This window comes from Desulfosporosinus sp. I2 (assembly GCF_000960765.1).
GTDB lineage: Bacteria > Bacillota > Desulfitobacteriia > Desulfitobacteriales > Desulfitobacteriaceae > Desulfosporosinus.
This window is the reverse complement of record NZ_JYNH01000049.1, coordinates 1-15,499: the sequence shown is the minus strand read 5'-3', so window position 1 is coordinate 15,499 and position 15,499 is coordinate 1. Positions and strand designations below refer to the sequence as shown.

General features: G+C 43.8%; 17 protein-coding genes and 2 pseudogenes. 5 read left to right on the top strand and 14 right to left on the bottom strand.

All coding sequences use genetic code 11. From position 1 onward, the window contains the following. Positions 1 to 79: 79 nt before the first annotated feature. The 8 genes from UF75_RS12680 to UF75_RS28245 form a co-directional block, all read right to left on the bottom strand. Positions 80 to 262, bottom strand: a complete 183-nt coding sequence (locus UF75_RS12680) for a small, acid-soluble spore protein, alpha/beta type (RefSeq protein ID WP_045574966.1) — start codon at positions 260 to 262, stop codon at positions 80 to 82. A 1-nt stretch (position 263) separates the two neighbouring features. Continuing rightward, on the bottom strand, positions 264 to 404 hold the full coding sequence (locus UF75_RS12675) for a hypothetical protein (protein WP_045574965.1): 141 nt from the start codon (positions 402 to 404) through the stop codon (positions 264 to 266). A gap of 108 nt (positions 405 to 512) precedes the next feature. Beyond that, on the bottom strand, positions 513 to 1,211 hold the full coding sequence (locus UF75_RS12670; protein WP_045574964.1) for a metal-dependent hydrolase: 699 nt from the start codon (positions 1,209 to 1,211) through the stop codon (positions 513 to 515). Between the two features lie 29 nt (positions 1,212 to 1,240). Continuing rightward, positions 1,241 to 2,194, bottom strand: a complete 954-nt coding sequence (locus tag UF75_RS12665; protein ID WP_045574963.1) for a glycosyl hydrolase family 18 protein — start codon at positions 2,192 to 2,194, stop codon at positions 1,241 to 1,243. 62 nt (positions 2,195 to 2,256) lie between these two features. Then, on the bottom strand, positions 2,257 to 3,315 hold the full coding sequence (locus UF75_RS12660; protein WP_045574962.1) for an MraY family glycosyltransferase: 1,059 nt from the start codon (positions 3,313 to 3,315) through the stop codon (positions 2,257 to 2,259). A 109-nt stretch (positions 3,316 to 3,424) separates the two neighbouring features. Then, positions 3,425 to 3,895, bottom strand: a complete 471-nt coding sequence (locus UF75_RS12655) for a tRNA (cytidine(34)-2'-O)-methyltransferase (RefSeq protein ID WP_045574961.1) — start codon at positions 3,893 to 3,895, stop codon at positions 3,425 to 3,427. A gap of 14 nt (positions 3,896 to 3,909) precedes the next feature. Then, positions 3,910 to 4,125 carry a zinc ribbon domain-containing protein gene (locus UF75_RS27100; protein ID WP_082075124.1) on the bottom strand — a complete coding sequence of 72 codons (216 nt, stop codon included), beginning with the start codon at positions 4,123 to 4,125 and terminating at the stop codon, positions 3,910 to 3,912. A 104-nt stretch (positions 4,126 to 4,229) separates the two neighbouring features. Beyond that, positions 4,230 to 4,430 carry a hypothetical protein gene (locus UF75_RS28245; RefSeq protein WP_156146410.1) on the bottom strand — a complete coding sequence of 67 codons (201 nt, stop codon included), beginning with the start codon at positions 4,428 to 4,430 and terminating at the stop codon, positions 4,230 to 4,232. Between UF75_RS28245 and UF75_RS12650 the strand changes: the two genes are divergently transcribed. The 4 genes from UF75_RS12650 (at position 4,422) to UF75_RS12635 (ending at position 8,833) form a co-directional block, all read left to right on the top strand. Continuing rightward, positions 4,422 to 6,341 (top strand): aconitate hydratase, encoded by a 1,920-nt coding sequence (locus tag UF75_RS12650; protein WP_045574960.1) that lies wholly within the window; start codon positions 4,422 to 4,424, stop codon positions 6,339 to 6,341. The genes UF75_RS28245 and UF75_RS12650 overlap by 9 nt on opposite strands. A gap of 156 nt (positions 6,342 to 6,497) precedes the next feature. Next, on the top strand, positions 6,498 to 6,995 hold the full coding sequence (locus UF75_RS12645; RefSeq protein ID WP_045574959.1) for an Lrp/AsnC family transcriptional regulator: 498 nt from the start codon (positions 6,498 to 6,500) through the stop codon (positions 6,993 to 6,995). After that, the gene (locus UF75_RS12640; protein ID WP_045574958.1) at positions 6,992 to 8,161 is read left to right on the top strand and encodes an aminotransferase class I/II-fold pyridoxal phosphate-dependent enzyme; all 1,170 of its coding nucleotides are present in this window, start codon (positions 6,992 to 6,994) and stop codon (positions 8,159 to 8,161) included. Before UF75_RS12645 ends, UF75_RS12640 begins: the two co-directional genes overlap by 4 nt. A 192-nt stretch (positions 8,162 to 8,353) precedes the next feature. Beyond that, positions 8,354 to 8,833: a flavodoxin domain-containing protein gene (locus UF75_RS12635; protein ID WP_242860222.1), complete on the top strand. Its 480-nt coding sequence runs from the start codon at positions 8,354 to 8,356 to the stop codon at positions 8,831 to 8,833. Positions 8,834 to 8,882: 49 nt separating this feature from the next. Here the strand turns inward: UF75_RS12635 and queG are convergent, their stop codons facing one another. The 5 genes and pseudogenes from queG to UF75_RS12610 all read right to left on the bottom strand — a co-directional run bounded on the left by queG (position 8,883) and on the right by UF75_RS12610 (position 14,203). Further along, positions 8,883 to 9,881 carry a tRNA epoxyqueuosine(34) reductase QueG gene (queG, locus tag UF75_RS12630; RefSeq protein WP_082075123.1) on the bottom strand — a complete coding sequence of 333 codons (999 nt, stop codon included), beginning with the start codon at positions 9,879 to 9,881 and terminating at the stop codon, positions 8,883 to 8,885. Positions 9,882 to 9,962: 81 nt separating this feature from the next. After that, a pseudogene (locus UF75_RS12625) lies at positions 9,963 to 10,607 on the bottom strand (flavin reductase); the annotation flags it as partial. Positions 10,608 to 10,702: 95 nt separating this feature from the next. Then, positions 10,703 to 12,067, bottom strand: coding sequence for an HD domain-containing protein (locus tag UF75_RS12620; RefSeq protein ID WP_045574954.1), 1,365 nt, complete (start codon positions 12,065 to 12,067; stop codon positions 10,703 to 10,705). 86 nt (positions 12,068 to 12,153) lie between these two features. Beyond that, a complete protein-coding gene (locus UF75_RS12615) occupies positions 12,154 to 13,035 on the bottom strand; it encodes a YegS/Rv2252/BmrU family lipid kinase (RefSeq protein WP_045574953.1) in 882 nt (293 codons plus the stop codon). Between the two features lie 49 nt (positions 13,036 to 13,084). After that, complete coding sequence (locus UF75_RS12610) at positions 13,085 to 14,203, bottom strand: aminopeptidase (protein WP_045574952.1); 1,119 nt, start codon at positions 14,201 to 14,203, stop codon at positions 13,085 to 13,087. A gap of 160 nt (positions 14,204 to 14,363) precedes the next feature. On the opposite strand from UF75_RS12610, the pseudogene UF75_RS12605 reads away from it, so the two are divergent. Next, positions 14,364 to 15,262 (top strand): annotated as a pseudogene (locus UF75_RS12605) (RluA family pseudouridine synthase). A 2-nt stretch (positions 15,263 to 15,264) separates the two neighbouring features. Here UF75_RS12605 and UF75_RS12600 read toward each other — a convergent pair. Beyond that, the gene (locus UF75_RS12600) at positions 15,265 to 15,459 is read right to left on the bottom strand and encodes a YwbE family protein (RefSeq protein ID WP_045574951.1); all 195 of its coding nucleotides are present in this window, start codon (positions 15,457 to 15,459) and stop codon (positions 15,265 to 15,267) included. Positions 15,460 to 15,499: the final 40 nt, after the last annotated feature.

Below are 15,499 nucleotides of genomic sequence, written 5' to 3'. Positions count from 1 at the left end.
TCCCTACTTAATACTATCAGACTATAATTATATCACAACATTCATTATTCAACTATCTTATGTCCTAAACTGTTAGCTTTTAGACTTCTTTTCGCCGTCTCTGAGTCATTAAACCTCCGATTCGTCCTGCCTCCTTAGCGCTCAAAGAATGCCAACCACTGGTGTGAATTTGTTCAAGCAAACCTAATTCAGCGGCGATCTCCATTTTCAACGGTTCTAATGGATCTATTCGCTTCACTCTTGGTTTAATATGTTGTTTCACGTTAGATTCTCCCTCTACTCATGATATTGAAATCTTCCTCATAATGTGGACAATTTGGACCACGTTCTCCAATAAGGTGTTCCAAACGGCAGCGTCCATCAATTCCATAAAGACAACGAAGCGAGCACAATTTTCTGGTCATCAAAGTCATCTCCTAAATTAAAATAATCTCCTCAATCTTAAGTTTGACCATTTCTGCATAAAAATATCCCGCTTGAATTCAAGCGGGATGGTTAATAATAATTTGTTTTTAAATTTCAAAGGTCTCTCCCGATCTAAGCGCCTTTCCCTGGCTTTCGGGAACCCTGCGTTGAAGGAGATGCAAAAACTCTCCTACATCTTGGGCAATGGCTGGGAACGTATTATAATGCATAGGAATAACCACTTTCGGACGTAATAATTGCGAAGCATGAACTGCTTCTTCTACACCCATCACAAAATTATCCCCGATCGGAAGCATAGCAACTTCGATCGGATAACGGCGACCAATCAGTTCCATATCCCCGAATAATCCAGTATCTCCCGCGTGATATAGCCATTTCCCTTCAATCTGAAGCAAAAATCCACAGGGTGGTCCACCATAGGTCATCGTCTTTCCATCTGGGCTCTCAATACCAGAGCCATGTAAGGCTTGGGTTAACTTAACCCACCCAAACGAAAACAGATGTTTTCCTCCAATATGCATAGCATGCGTCCTAGCTCCATGGCTCTGGCAATAAGCTGCTAACTCAAACACTGCAATAATCGGGGCTCCAGTCTGCTTAGATAGCTCAATCGCATCCCCTATATGGTCTTTATGTCCATGCGTAACTAATATAGCATCAAGTTGATCAAAGTCTTCCGGTTTAGCGGTTGTGTTCGGGTTACCCGTTAAAAAAGGATCAATAAGGATTCTTCCTGCTTCCCCTACAATTTCAAAGCAGGCATGTCCATGGAAGTAGATACGCAATCCTAAGCACCTCCTACTTAATCTTTCTGTCATTTTAAGTACATTTGAAGTACCTCCCAGAAACGAGGATAACTAAGGTTCATTTCCCACAGGGCTACACCGCGAATGCCCATTTGCCTAGCAAGCTCTAATTTCTCTCTTAGGCTCCGAGGATCTTCAAAATAGACTGTATGTCGGACTCCCCCTGTCTCATAACGGAAAAAAGTACTATGCTGAATTGTATCCCATTGTAAGGGTGCACCCTGTCGTCGCGCGAGCTCAATCGCCCGCTGATAACCAATCACTTTTCCAGTTCCCCTCTCAGGCCAATCATATCCATAGAGGGGAATGCCCATATAGATTTTTTCGCGGGGAATATTGGCAATGGCATAGTTCAAAACCTTAGTAACCCAGGGGAGGGAAGCGACCGATCCAGGAGGACTTCCTCCCCAATGTTCTTCGTAAGTCATGAGAATCACTTCATCAACAGACTGCCCAATCGACTTATAATCAAAGGCCCCCTTCCAAGGATCCAGCGGCTCACTTCCAATCTTTGCTGGAACATCTACCGAAACTAAGAAATTAGCTCTTTGAAACAACTTTGACCACGTTTGAATAAGTTTGCTATAAAGCGAACGGTCAGCAGAAGGTGATTTTTCCAAATCAAGATTGACCCCATCAAGTTGGTAATCCACCAAGATATTTCTTATGTTCCGCCAAACAAGGGTGGCAAATTCCTGGTCTCGGATCAGTCGCCCCATTAAAGCTGTCGAAAATTGACCTTGAGCGGTAAGATTACTGACCACCAAGAAGACTTTGATTCCCATGGCATGGGCTTCATGGATAAGTCCCCGACTTGGACGACCGCGAAGCGTACCATCATTCTGAATTGCCACCTCAAACAATGCTAATTCGTTGATAGTCTTTCCATAGCGTTTAAGATAAGGATAGCCCTTAGTTTGTTCTGTTAAACCATTATAAAAGGCAAATACATTTAATGGCATACTTATACCCCCTTTCTCACCATTATATGCATGGGTCAAAAGAGAAGTGTTCCTATTGAATTTTACTTGGAGTGCCGTCGACTAAACACTGCAAGCCTTGCAGCTTGACGCATAAGAATCGTGATCAATAAGGCGAATACTACGCAAAGCACTGCAAATGCCCAAATCCATTGTCCCTTGGCTCCTAACACCGCAGACAGACCGAAACAAGCACTGAGTCCATACATTGAGAGGACAGCCTGACGTTGAGTAAACCCAGCATCCAGTAAACGGTGGTGCAAATGTCCTCGATCTGCCTTCGCAATCGATTGCCCACGTAGTTTTCGCCGGATAATGGCAAACGTCAAATCTGTGACCGGCATACCCAAGACAAGGAGTGGGAAAACTAATCCTAGGATCGTAGCTGTTTTGAGTAAGCCCATGATAGAAATTCCGCCGATGATATACCCAAGAAACATACTCCCTGAATCCCCCATGAAAACTCGTGCCGGTGGGAAATTAAAGAAAAGAAAGCCAAGCAGTGCACCCGCTAATGCAAGCATTAAGTAGGCAGCGGAATGGGCCGTCGGTTGATCAACAATCCTATCCGCAGACCAAAATAAAAGCAATGCCACTATAAAACAGATTCCAGCAGCAAGACCATCTAACCCATCCGAGACATTAACAGTATTCACCAGCCCAACAACCCAAAAGAGCATTAAAATCAAGCCGATGGCACTTAGTCCAAGGTCCTGGAAATTAATTGATTTCTCGATAAAAGGTAGCGATATACTATTCATAGAAAATCCAAAAGCGAGCAGCACCGCCGCCGCTGCAATTTGCCAATAAAACTTATACAAGGGACGAATTTCACGGACATCATCCCAAATACCCACCACTAAAATCATAGTGCTTCCAACAAACAAACCCCAAATAGTTCTATCCCAAACCTGAGTCACTAAGGCCGCGATCCAAAATGCAGCATAGATTGCCAATCCACCGAGACGGGGAATTGGTCGACTGTGGACATGTCGTCCGCCCGGCTGAGCGATTGCTCCCCATTTTTTCGCTAGTTTCATGGTAATGGGAGTTGCCAACACGGCAATTATTAAGCCTAGAAGAAAGGTTAACCCATATGTCATGATTGTTCTTCAACCGCCTTTGCCTGATGCTCATCTTCAATAGTCATAACACCTGTAGGCACCATTTTTCCTTTTCCCCTTTTCAAATAAAAATTGATTATATTTTCCCCTAGACCAGATCCGGAAAATCCCATTGTCGCAAGACTTCATAAACAATAACCGCGACAGAATTGGATAAATTCAGGGACCTGGCATCCACACGCATCGGCAAGCGAATAGCTGTATCAGGGTAACGAGCAATGATTTCAGGGCTCAAGCCTTTAGTTTCTTTCCCAAAGAGCAAGTATCCTCCCTCATCATACGAAAGGTCGGTATATGCCCGTCCACCTTTTGTGGTTGCTAAATAACGAGTACCCTTAGGGTTCTTTTCCTCAAACTCGGCAAAATTTTCATAAATAACGATATCTAGAAGATGCCAATAGTCTAATCCGGCACGTTTTAGTTGCTTATCATCAATACTAAAACCTAATGGTTTAACCAAATGAAGTGTAGCTCCGGTCGCAGCACAAAGTCGAGCCACATTTCCCGTATTCGGGGGGATCTCCGGCTCAACTAAGACAATATTCAGTCGCCTGTTCAACGATAGTACCCCTTTCAATGACACCCTGCACAATTTCCATGACACCTTTGCGAACATCGTCCGCTCCCCAACCCCCCGGAAACTCCAAGACTTGCAAATCCGGAGACATGCTTCATAAGCCCCATATTTCCACATTCGCTACACATAAGTTGCTCGCCAGCTTCTCCCATTCGACACAATTCCGTGGTCACAGACCCACAGTTTGGACACCCGAATTCGTACATTGGCATCAATATTTCCTCCCAGCCATAAACTCAACAACGGCTATCTAACTATTATAACCTGAAATTCTGACAAACCCAACCCTAATAATATCGAAACTTGTCTATTTAGCCTAGACTCTCGTAAACTGGATTAGCTCATCCAAATAGCATACCCCTAATCCATCTTCTACAGCCGTTGTAAGAGCCAATCCTTTTGGGTGAAGGTTGATTTTCATCAGATATTCTGTATACTTTCGGGAAAGCCCTAGATGTTCCCTCTTGTTTTTGGTAAAGTTAATAGCAACTTCAAAGGAGGAATTAGCATGGGTCAAAGTCTAACTCAGAAAATACTCGCATCACACCTTGTCTCTGGTAATTTAGAAAAGGGAAATGAAATCGCGCTTCGCATCGATCAAACGCTAACACAGGATGCTACAGGAACTATGGCCTATCTACAATTCGAAGCCATGAACCTTTCTAGAGTACAAACCGAATGCTCGGTAAGTTATATAGATCATAATACTCTCCAAACAGGGTTTGAAAATGCAGATGACCATGCCTTCCTGCAAAGTACCGCTGCGCGCTTTGGTGCGTATTTTTCCAGGCCAGGAAACGGAATTTGTCACCAAGTTCATCTAGAACGCTTTGCCAAACCTGGAAAAACCCTCCTAGGCTCGGATAGTCATACCACTACGGCTGGTGGTATGGGAATGCTCGCTATTGGTGCCGGAGGATTAGATGTTGCCGTAGCCATGGGTGGCGGAGCCTTTTATCTTCCCAGCCCTAAAGTACTGCGGATCTGGCTGACTGGTCAACTCTCAGATTGGGTTTCAGCCAAAGATATCATCTTAGAAGTTCTCAGTACCCTTACCGTAAAAGGGGGCGTAGGAAAAATCATCGAGTACGCTGGACCAGGTGTAAAAACCCTGACAGTTCCTGAACGCGCTACTATTACCAATATGGGCGCTGAATTAGGGGCATCCACTTCGATCTTTCCCAGTGACGAACAAACGCTTAGATTTCTAACTGCTCAAGGAAGAGCAGAGGACTATGTTCCTCTCTTTGCCGATGACGATGCCCGCTATGATGAAGAATTGGAAATCGATCTTTCCTTACTAGTACCACTCGTCGCCCAACCGCATAGCCCTGATAATGTGGTTCCAGTTAGCGAACACTCAGCTACCGCTGTTCATCAAGTCGCCATTGGAAGTTGTACGAACTCATCCTATCAAGATCTAATGCGCGTAAGTCAAATCCTAAAAGGGAAACACGTTCATCCAGACGTCAGCTTAGTTATTTCCCCCGGCTCACGGCAGGTTTTAAGCATGCTTTCAAGTAATGGTGCTTTGACCGATCTCCTCGATAGTGGAGCTCGACTGCTTGAATCAACTTGTGGTCCGTGCATTGGCATGGGACAATCCCCCATCTCCAAAGCGGTTTCCGTTCGAACCTTTAACCGAAATTTCATGGGTCGTAGTGGCACACAAGATGCTTCTGTCTTTTTAGCAAGCCCGGAAGTAGCTGCCGCCTGTGCTTTGACAGGCTTCTTGACCGATCCACGCACCTTAGAAATCTCACCCGTTGTAGAGTTTCCAGAGCGATTTCGTATTGATGATAGTATGATTCTCCCCCCCGGTGATCCGAATACCCCTGTTCGCCGCGGTCCAAATATTCAGCCTCTCCCCCTGGCCCCTCGACTGGACGATACACTTGATTTGCCCGTTATTCTAAAGCTTGGGGACAATATAACGACTGATGATATCATGCCCGCTGGCTCAAAAATCCTCCCACTCCGCTCAAATATTCCAGCTATTTCTGAATTCGCATTCCACAAAATCGAACCCCAGTTTGCAGCTAAAGCGAAAATCCTCAAGCAAAGTGTTATTGTCGCAGGACACAATTATGGTCAAGGCTCCAGTCGCGAACATGCTGCACTGGCTCCTATGTACTTGGGAGTGCGTGTTGTCTTGGCTCAAAGTTTTGCCCGAATCCACCGTGCTAACCTGGTTAATTTTGGCATTTTACCACTGACCTTCGTCGATGAAATGGATCTAAATCGCCTCCAACCAGGGGTGGTTCTACACCTAAACGATTTACACCAGTCTCTTCAATCATCAGAACCATTTGCTGTTACAATAGATAATGACCCAACTCCTGTCTTAGTTAAACATGACCTCACCGAACGACAAGCAAAGATTCTAATGGCAGGGGGACTCCTTAATTCGACAAGTGCTTCACTATAACTCGAAGTCATTGCTACTCTACAGGATTCCACTGAAACGTGATATGATAAACTAACTTGGTAAAACCGAGCTACTAAAAGCCGAACATCGAGACTTTAGATACAAAAACCATCATCGGCTATCCCATTGGATCGATATTAGAAAGAGGGGTATAAAATGCTCACTGACGAAGATCGCAGACTACTGAAACTCATTGCGCAAGATTGTCGCTTAAAACCTGAGGAGCTTTCCATACAAACAGGATTATCGCCTGACTACATCAAAAAACGGATTGGTGAATGGGAAAAGGAAAAAGTGATTGTTGGTTATCAACCAATGATCAACTGGTCTCGAACGGGTGAAGAGAAGGTTGCCGCCCTGATTGAAGTACGAGTTTTACCTCAAAGGGGTTATGGTTTTGATAAAATTGCCAAACGGTTACAAAAATACCCAGAGATAACTTCACTGTTTCTCATGTCCGGCGGATATGACCTGACCTTGCTCGTTGAAGGTAAAACAATGCAAGACGTCGCTCTGTTTGTTGCTGAAAAGCTTGCTCCTCATGAGCATGTTCAAAGTACTGCAACTCATTTTTTACTTCGCCGCTATAAGCAAGACGGAGTCGAGCTTATGGGAGAGGAAGAGACAATTCAACGTCTCGTGGTTTCTCCATGAATAAATATCTTGCTTCCCATGTCGCTACACTTCCCCCCTCAGGAATCCGAAAGTTTTTCGATCTGGTTGCAACTATGAAGGATGTGATTTCCTTAGGGGTTGGAGAACCCGACTTTGTCACCCCTTGGACCGTCCGTGAAAGTGGCATTTTTTCCTTAGAACAGGGTCAGACAATGTACACGAGTAATGCTGGCCTTTTTGAATTGCGCGAAGAGCTTTCTCACCATTTATATACAACGCTGGGGCTTTCCTACGATCCGCACCAAGAGATTCTAATCACCACAGGAGCCAGCGAAGCCGTTGACCTAGTGATGAGAGCTGTTCTCGAACCAGGAGATGTCGTCTTAGTTCCTGATCCATCCTATGTATCCTATGCCCCCTGCGCAATACTAGCAGGTGCAAGCGTTCATTTCGTTCCAACCCTCGCTAAAGATGATTTTCGTTTGCGAGTGGAAGAGTTAGACAAAGTATATACCCCCAAAGCAAAACTTCTCGTTCTATCCTTCCCGAATAACCCGACTGGCGCAATTATGAATCGTGAGGACCTTCTTCCGATTGCTGAGTTTGTGGTAAAACATGATCTGCTCGTCCTTGCAGATGATATTTATTCTGATCTTACTTATGACGGCACCCATGTCTCATTTGCCAGCTTACCTGGCATGCATGATCGCACACTCTTTGTCAGTGGATTCTCGAAATCTTACGCTATGACAGGTTGGCGAATCGGTTATGTGGCAGGCAACGCCGATCTGATCGGAGGTATGACACGAATTCATCAATACACGATGCTCTGTGCCCCCATCATGGGACAAATTGCTGCTATAGAAGCATTGCGCTCCGCTACAGACGCTAGAAATGACATGGTCACGGAATATGATCGAAGACGCCGCCTGATGGTTCATGGCTTTCGGCAAATGGGACTTGATTGTTTCGAACCCTTGGGAGCCTTTTACGTTTTCCCGGATATTTCAAAGACAAAGTTATCCTCTGAGGAATTTGCAGAACAACTCCTAAAAGCAGAAAAGGTCGCGGTCGTTCCAGGGACTGCGTTTGGACCGTCTGGAGAAGGACATATACGCTGCTCCTATGCTTATTCTACCGAACAACTTCTAGAAGCCCTTAAACGAATTACTCATTTCGTCGAGCAAAGATTAGCCAATTTATAAAACGTGTAAAATTCGAATTTAAGCGAACAGGCAGCTTGATCAAAATCGACCAAGCTACCTGTTCGCTTAATTCTTGTGCCACCTGTCATTACCACAATACATCGTGCCAAATTTCTCTTTCCTCTAGTAAAAATAGCAATATATACTATATAATGAGCGCATCAGTATCCAATTATTAGTTAAGGAGAGATCATGTTGAAAACAATTATTATCTTCTCCTCTTCTCATGGGACAACGGAAAAAGTTGCTCAATTGCTAAAGGGGCAACTCCATGGGGATGTCGAAATTGTAAATCTCAAGAAATGTCCGAATCCTGATTTGACAGGCTACAACTCAGTCATCCTTGGAAGTTCCATTTATGTCGGTTCGGTCAAATCGCGAGTCAAACAATTCCTCAAGCAAAACCAAACTGTTCTCATGAGCAAACAACTAGGACTTTTTCTCTGCTGTATGTATGAGGGAGATCAATCTAAGAAACAATTTGAAACTGCGTATCCCCAAGAATTACGCGACCATGCTATCTCCAAGGGGTTATTTGGTGGAGAGTTCATCATCTCTAAATTGAACTTTCTTGAACGGCAAATCGTAAAAAAAGTTGCTGGGGTAACCAGTGATGTTTCAACCATTAATCTGGACGAGATTAAACAATTTGCCGAAACATTTAATGTATGAGTGGCGATCCGTTAATCTAATCAACTCGTGAATCGCACTTCGAGCCTCGCTAATTATAGGGAATAATAATAGGTGGAACAGACTTATGCTTTTCACGTTCGTATAACCAATGTTGACAACGTTCATCTTGAGCATTATGCATAGCCAAAAAGGCATTTCTCTGGAGGACTCCCTTGCCACGCCAACCAGCCGCAGTTACTCTAAAACGCTGTTGGAACTCTGTTTTTGTCATACTCAGTATTTCTAGCAAATTGACACCACGCTGAAGTGGGGATGAAGAAATTTGCTCCTCCTCTATCCTTCTCTGGTTATGTGGGCATACCTCCTGGCACGTATCACAGCCAAAGATTCGAAGTCCCATTTGACTGCGCTCCTCCTCCGTGAGCACCTCCTTACTCTGGGTAAGGTAAGCAACACAACGGTTAGCTGCAAACGGTTCTGTACCAATGACCTGCGCAGGGCAAGCTTGAACACACTTCTGACAAGTTCCGCATTGGTCAGCTTTAAGAGGGGCATCTGAAGGTAGCTCTTGGTCTAAAAGAAGTAGGGCGAGGGCCATAAAAGAACCAAAACTAGGTATTATTAGTTGCTGGTTTCGGCCAATCCAACCGACTCCTGCTCGTAACGCAAAAGCTCGTTCAATTAAAGGTCCAGTATCAACTTGAACATCGAAGTTCCCCGGCCAATCGTTTTCAAGCATAGTATCCACTAAAACCTTGATCTTTTGATGAATGAAGTGATGATAGTCCTCCCCTACCGCTGAGCGCGCCAAAATTCCTTCTCCTTCATGAGCTGGTAGAGAAGCAGGGAATGGATAGGCTAGGACAACAACCGTCTGGCATACTGGCCAAACTGCTCGTGGGTTAATACGCTGCTGTATTTCAGTTTTTTCAAAAGGTGTCGCCACCCCCTGTTTAATTCGTGCAAGTAACATATGGCCTAAACCCTTTATTGGGTCTGCTGAAGTAAACCCAATAGCGATAAAACCTAATTGTTCTCCCCATCGTCTTATGTTTGTCTTCCATAGTAATCTTTGCTCTAATTTCATGCTTTCCTCCTCGAAGGGATCTTCATGAACTAAACCCCTCACAGATTTGTGAGGGGTTTATGTATTTGTTTATCGTAAGAATTACTTGGACGCCCTAAAAAAGGCATAGGTCATTGGTTCACCTTTTTGAAGGATCTCCCCTGCTGTAACGTCCCCAAGGAATAATGTGTGAGTACCGGCATCTAGCTGACCCGTCACAGTTGCTTCCATAGTGACAAGCACATCGTCAAGTAGCAGGACTCCAGAGTCCCCACGATGGACTGCCAAACCCTCAAACTTATTGACATCCCGACCTGAACGATACCCAAAACCTCGTGCATAATCTTGACCTGTCTGGCTTAACACAGAAACGCCAAACTTGCCACTCTTCTGGATTAACTCATGCGTAAAGTTTTGTTTATTAATCCCAATCGCAATTTTCGCAGGTTCTGAAGTAACTTGAAAACAGGTGTTAGCACATTGACCATTGTCTCGCCCCTCGGCTTGAGAAGTAATAATAAAAAGACCGTAGGAAATTCGATAGAGAGCTTGACGTATTGCAGTTGCTTTGTCAGGCTGTACGATGACCGACTTTGAAATTGGTTTTACATCTGTCGCCACTTTTAGAGCGCCCTCTTCAGTAACAAGTTCAAAGAAACTCGAATCGACACCACAAACTGGACAAATATCAGGCGGATTATCACCAGTATGTATATACCCGCATACAGTACAACGCCATTGTTTTTTCCATTCGTAACCACTCCTTCATTAAAATTATTGTAATAATCATAACTTTATAATTCATCTAAGTCAAAAATATTTTCTAAACAACGTTCTAAAAATTAAGAGTCGCTATTATGCCAAAAGAGTTGATATTCCTTTTCAAGAAAATTTAAGTCAAAACAAATATCAGTGTCCATCATAGCTCGCGAACGAATCTGTTCCTTTAAGCGGCCAAACTGCTTCCCTTCTAGCCCTTTAGCATGAGCGAATTTCTCAAAAACCCTCCAATCGAGCGAATTTGTTCTTTCTATTAATACAAGGTTTATAGTTCTGATCTCGTCCTGGATCCGATTAATTCGTTCACGGTATTCTCCTGTATTCTGGTTTCCAGCGAGAAAATCCGCTCTCCATAAATCTAGCAGATTCTCTACTCTTTGGGTATCAAACTTCTGACCATCCCAGCCTATCTGCCAGGCCAAACGTTGAGCCTTTTTGTGAACCTTGGAGTTTATCAAATCCTGCTTTAAATCACTCTTAAAAGTAAGGGCTCCCAGACTATGATGCCCCACTAAAAACATAAGTTCTCGTTCTCCACGACTTCCACCTTGAAGAACCATAGACCAGCGAAAGCGTGGTAAGATTTCTTGGACCAAACGAACACTTTCCTTTTCGTGTTCTAAAAAGTGTCGCTTCCCTTCAGCTGTTTTCCACGTTCCCAAATCGTGAAATAAAGCCGCTAAGCGCACTAAGACATTCATAGGTGTATTCTTGACCACCTGGCAAGTATGTTCCCAAGCATCCATAGTAAAGGATTGATTTTGAATCAATCCTTTAAGTCGTGCCAATTCAGGAATATACGCTTGAAAGTATCCTAAATCGTTGAGTAGCCCTAAAGCCTTATCAACCTCATCCAAGAGCAGAATTCTCCCCAATTCAACGGTCACTCGTTCGAACGAGACATTTTTAAGATCAGGAACATGATCTAATGCAGCCTGCCAAGTCTCCGGCTCAATTGTGAAATTATGGCGTATTGCAAGTCGAACGAGTCGAAGTGTCCTGAGTGGATCTTCGTTAAAGCGTTCGTCCGCGCTCCCACAGGCCCTAAGACGTCGAATTTTTAAATCCTCAAGACCCTTCAAAGGATCTTTAATTTCTCCCGTCCTGACATCTTGGTAAAGTGCATTCAAGGTAAAATCCCTATGGAGGGCATCTCGTTTAATCTCTCCATCAAAGGATACAATGTCCATTCGATCTGTCCCTTGAAATAAGCTTAGCGTCTGTTGTTTTGCCCCCATCACATGAGGATTGTAGCCCCCATCCGATAATAACGTATAGATTTCTTGAAGGGAAAGTACCGAGACAAGATCCAAATCTTTAGAGGGAATTCCCAATAGTGCATCACGAACTGCTCCGCCAACAATGTAGACTGGGCCATATTCACTAAGTTTCCTTAAAATCCCTTGCTGAAAGGATGTGCCAATCATAAAATCCCTCCATCCAACCTCACTAACACGATCTGAAGCTTAGAAGATTTTATCCAGGCGCTAGGTGCCACTTTATGGCAGTTTTTCTAACAAAGTACCGAAATTTTCGGTCCAATATTGACCTGCCATGCGCTTACCGGGCCACATTCTCCATCAAGATCTGATTGAATGACCCGATCCGTTGAGACGGTTAATTGAGTGGTTTGAAATTCCATAATTTTTTCAGATTCTACCTTTTCCTTCCTCAAAACATTGAGGAGAAGACGGATTGTTTCTGGCCAACCGGATGCAAGAACGATTAGAATGTCCAGCTTTCCATCAGTAAGCGAAGCTCTGGGGACAAGTTGCCTAAGTCCTCCAACCGAATGTCCATTCACAGCCATAAACAAGACAACCTCTTCCGCGAAGTGTTGGCCATCTTTCTCAAACTCCACATGAAACGGACGAAATGAAGGAAGGGTTTCAATTCCTTTGAGAAAATAAGCTAGTTGCCCAAGTGTATTTTTGACCCGGGTATCTACCTTTTGAGAAACATCTGTCAGCAGTCCCGCACTTGCCACATTAACAAAGTACCGGTCATTTACCCGGCCAGTATCCATCTGGAATATATTCCCTTTAGCAATTACTTTACACGCTTCTGGAATACTTTTTGGCAAGCGCAACGCGAAAGCTAAATCATTGGCCGTCCCTACGGGTAAAATACCCAGCGCAGGGCGTTGAGCCTCCGGAATTTTCAACAACCCGTTAACCGTCTGATGAATACTCCCATCTCCTCCGGCAATTACGAAACAGTCTACATCATTGCTTTGAGAGGCAACCTGTTCCACATCTTCCTGAGAACATGCCCTATGTACATTAACTTCGTATCCGCTTTCTTGAAAAATGCGAATCACGGTATCGAGTTGTCCGGTTAATTTTCGTCGCCCCGCGTAAGGATTATAGACCAAACGTAATCGTTTACCTTTCATGACCGTTAATTATCGACTCCTTACGTTAAAAATCTCTTTCTCCATGCCCTTAAGATTTTAGGTTCTCCGGATTTAAACTCTCAAGTGCCGGTAAGACAAAGCGCCCATCTTTGCGAACCAAAATTTCATCAAAGTAAATTTCCCCACCGCCATAATCTGGTCTTTGAATACACACCAAATCCCAGTGGATAGCGGATTTGTTCCCATTGCTACAATCATCATAGCAGGATCCTGGGGTAAAATGAAAGCTCCCGTCGATTTTCTCATCAAATAAGGTATCTTTCATGGGAGTACTTATGTAAGGATTCACTCCGATGGCAAACTCTCCAACGTAACGAGCCCCTTGATCTGTATTAAATAAAGACTCAATTCGTTCGGTATCATTGGCAGTAGCTTTAATAATTTTTCCGTTTTCGAACTCCAAAACGATGTTTTCATAGGTGAAGCCTTGGTAGAGAGATTGAGTATTATAACTGATTTTGCCCTTGACCGATTCTTTAATTGGTGCCGTAAAAATCTCCCCATCTGGAATATTCACATGTCCATCACACTTAATGGCTGGCATCCCTTTAATAGAGAAGGTTAACTCAGTCCCTGGTCCTACAATCCGTACCTTATCAGTTTTCTCCATAAGCTCCTTTAAGGGATCCATGGCGCGTGACATCTTGGAATAATCTAAGTTACACACGTCAAAATAGAAATTTTCAAATCCTTCGATACTCATGTTTCCTAACTGAGCCATTGAAGCGTTTGGATATCTTAAAACACACCATCGGGTATGCGGCACACGCTGCTCCGAATGCACTGGTTTTTGGTAGTGGGAAGCATAGTTTTTCATGGCTTCGCTGGGGATATCGGCCCATTCGTTGGCATTTTCTCCGCCTCTTATTCCCAGATAGGCTTGCATCTCTTTCATCCGTGCCAGATCCCAGCGGGTCATGGCCTCGGCCTGCTCAACCGTAAATTCTTTTAATAGTTCACGGAGTAAGGTATGATTAACCATAGACAGAAATGGCAAGCCACCCGCTTGATAGGCATATCTCACAAGCGCTTGAGCGAGCGGAAGATCTGGACCAAACACCTCAATCAGAATTTTCTCGCCAGGTTGAAGTGCGATCGAGTAATTAATTAAAGAATCAGCTAGTTTTTCGATACGAACGTCTTTCATAGTGGGCCTCCTTACAATTCAGTCAAAGCAATCAGTTGACTATGAGATATTCTTCGTAATTCTTCGATTTCCTTTTATTATCACTTTTATGTTAGTAAAGTATGTTACTTAATTCAGCTAAGCGCGATGTTTATAAATCACGAGTCAATTAGGAGGAAACATGAACTCAAAACCTGCTCTATGGGAATACCATCTACAAGTAGAGGACTCTGGCCAAAAATATCTTACTATCTTACGCCATAAATTTCATTTTTCGCTTAAACTATTACAGCGCTTAAAACAAGGAGAACGCGTTTGGGTCAATGGCCGATTTACCTATTTAACGGCACGTGGAAAAGAAGGAGAAAAGTTATCAATTCAACTTTTCTCTGACGAGGAAGCTAACATTCCTGGCCAAGACCTTCCCCTTGAAATTCTCTACGAAGATGAATACATCTTAGCAGTCAATAAACCAATCGGGCAAGTCGTTCATCCAAACCATCGTTACCCTACAAACACCTTAGGAAATGCAGTCATTGGCTATTGGGAGCGTAAAGGCGAAAATCGCCTGTATCGACCCATTCACCGAATTGATCGCAATACCTCAGGCGTTGTTGTCATCGCCAAAAATCAATTTGCTCATCAACAACTTGGTTGGCAACTAGAACACGGACATATTCATAAACGGTACGTGGGCTTTGTTCAGGGAATAGTCCTAGAAGCGGAGGGAGTTATAGACGCCCCCTCGAATTTGCCCCTAATAGTTTTATCAAGAGACAAATCGGATCTCAGGGAATGCCTGCTCGGACACTTTTTCGTGTTCTACATCGCTATCCAAATGCTACGTTGCTTGAATTTATTTTAGAAACTGGACGTACCCATCAAATTCGTACTCATTGTGAAGGGTTGGGACATCCCTTGCTTGGAGATGATCTTTATGGAGGTGAGACTTCATTGCTATCACGCCAAGCCTTGCACTCTTCTGTGTATGCCTTTTTGCATCCTGCAACAGGGCTCCCCATAATTATTCGCGCGCCCTTTCCTGAGGACCTTAAAAATTTGGTAAAAAAGCTGTCGTAAGCTTACGAATGGATTTCTTGAATCCTTCCAATTTGTCCATCGGTTAGTCTAACTTTAATCCCTCTCGGATGATTCTGTGAGTTTGTTAAAATATCTTTAACCACTCCGCGCGTCAGTTTCCCTGTTCTTTGATCTGCTTTTAAGACAATATCCACGGTTTGCCCAGCATGGAGATTGCTTCGTGTCTGACCATTCATCTAAAAAACTCCTTTAACTAATTTCCCCATAAACGCGATG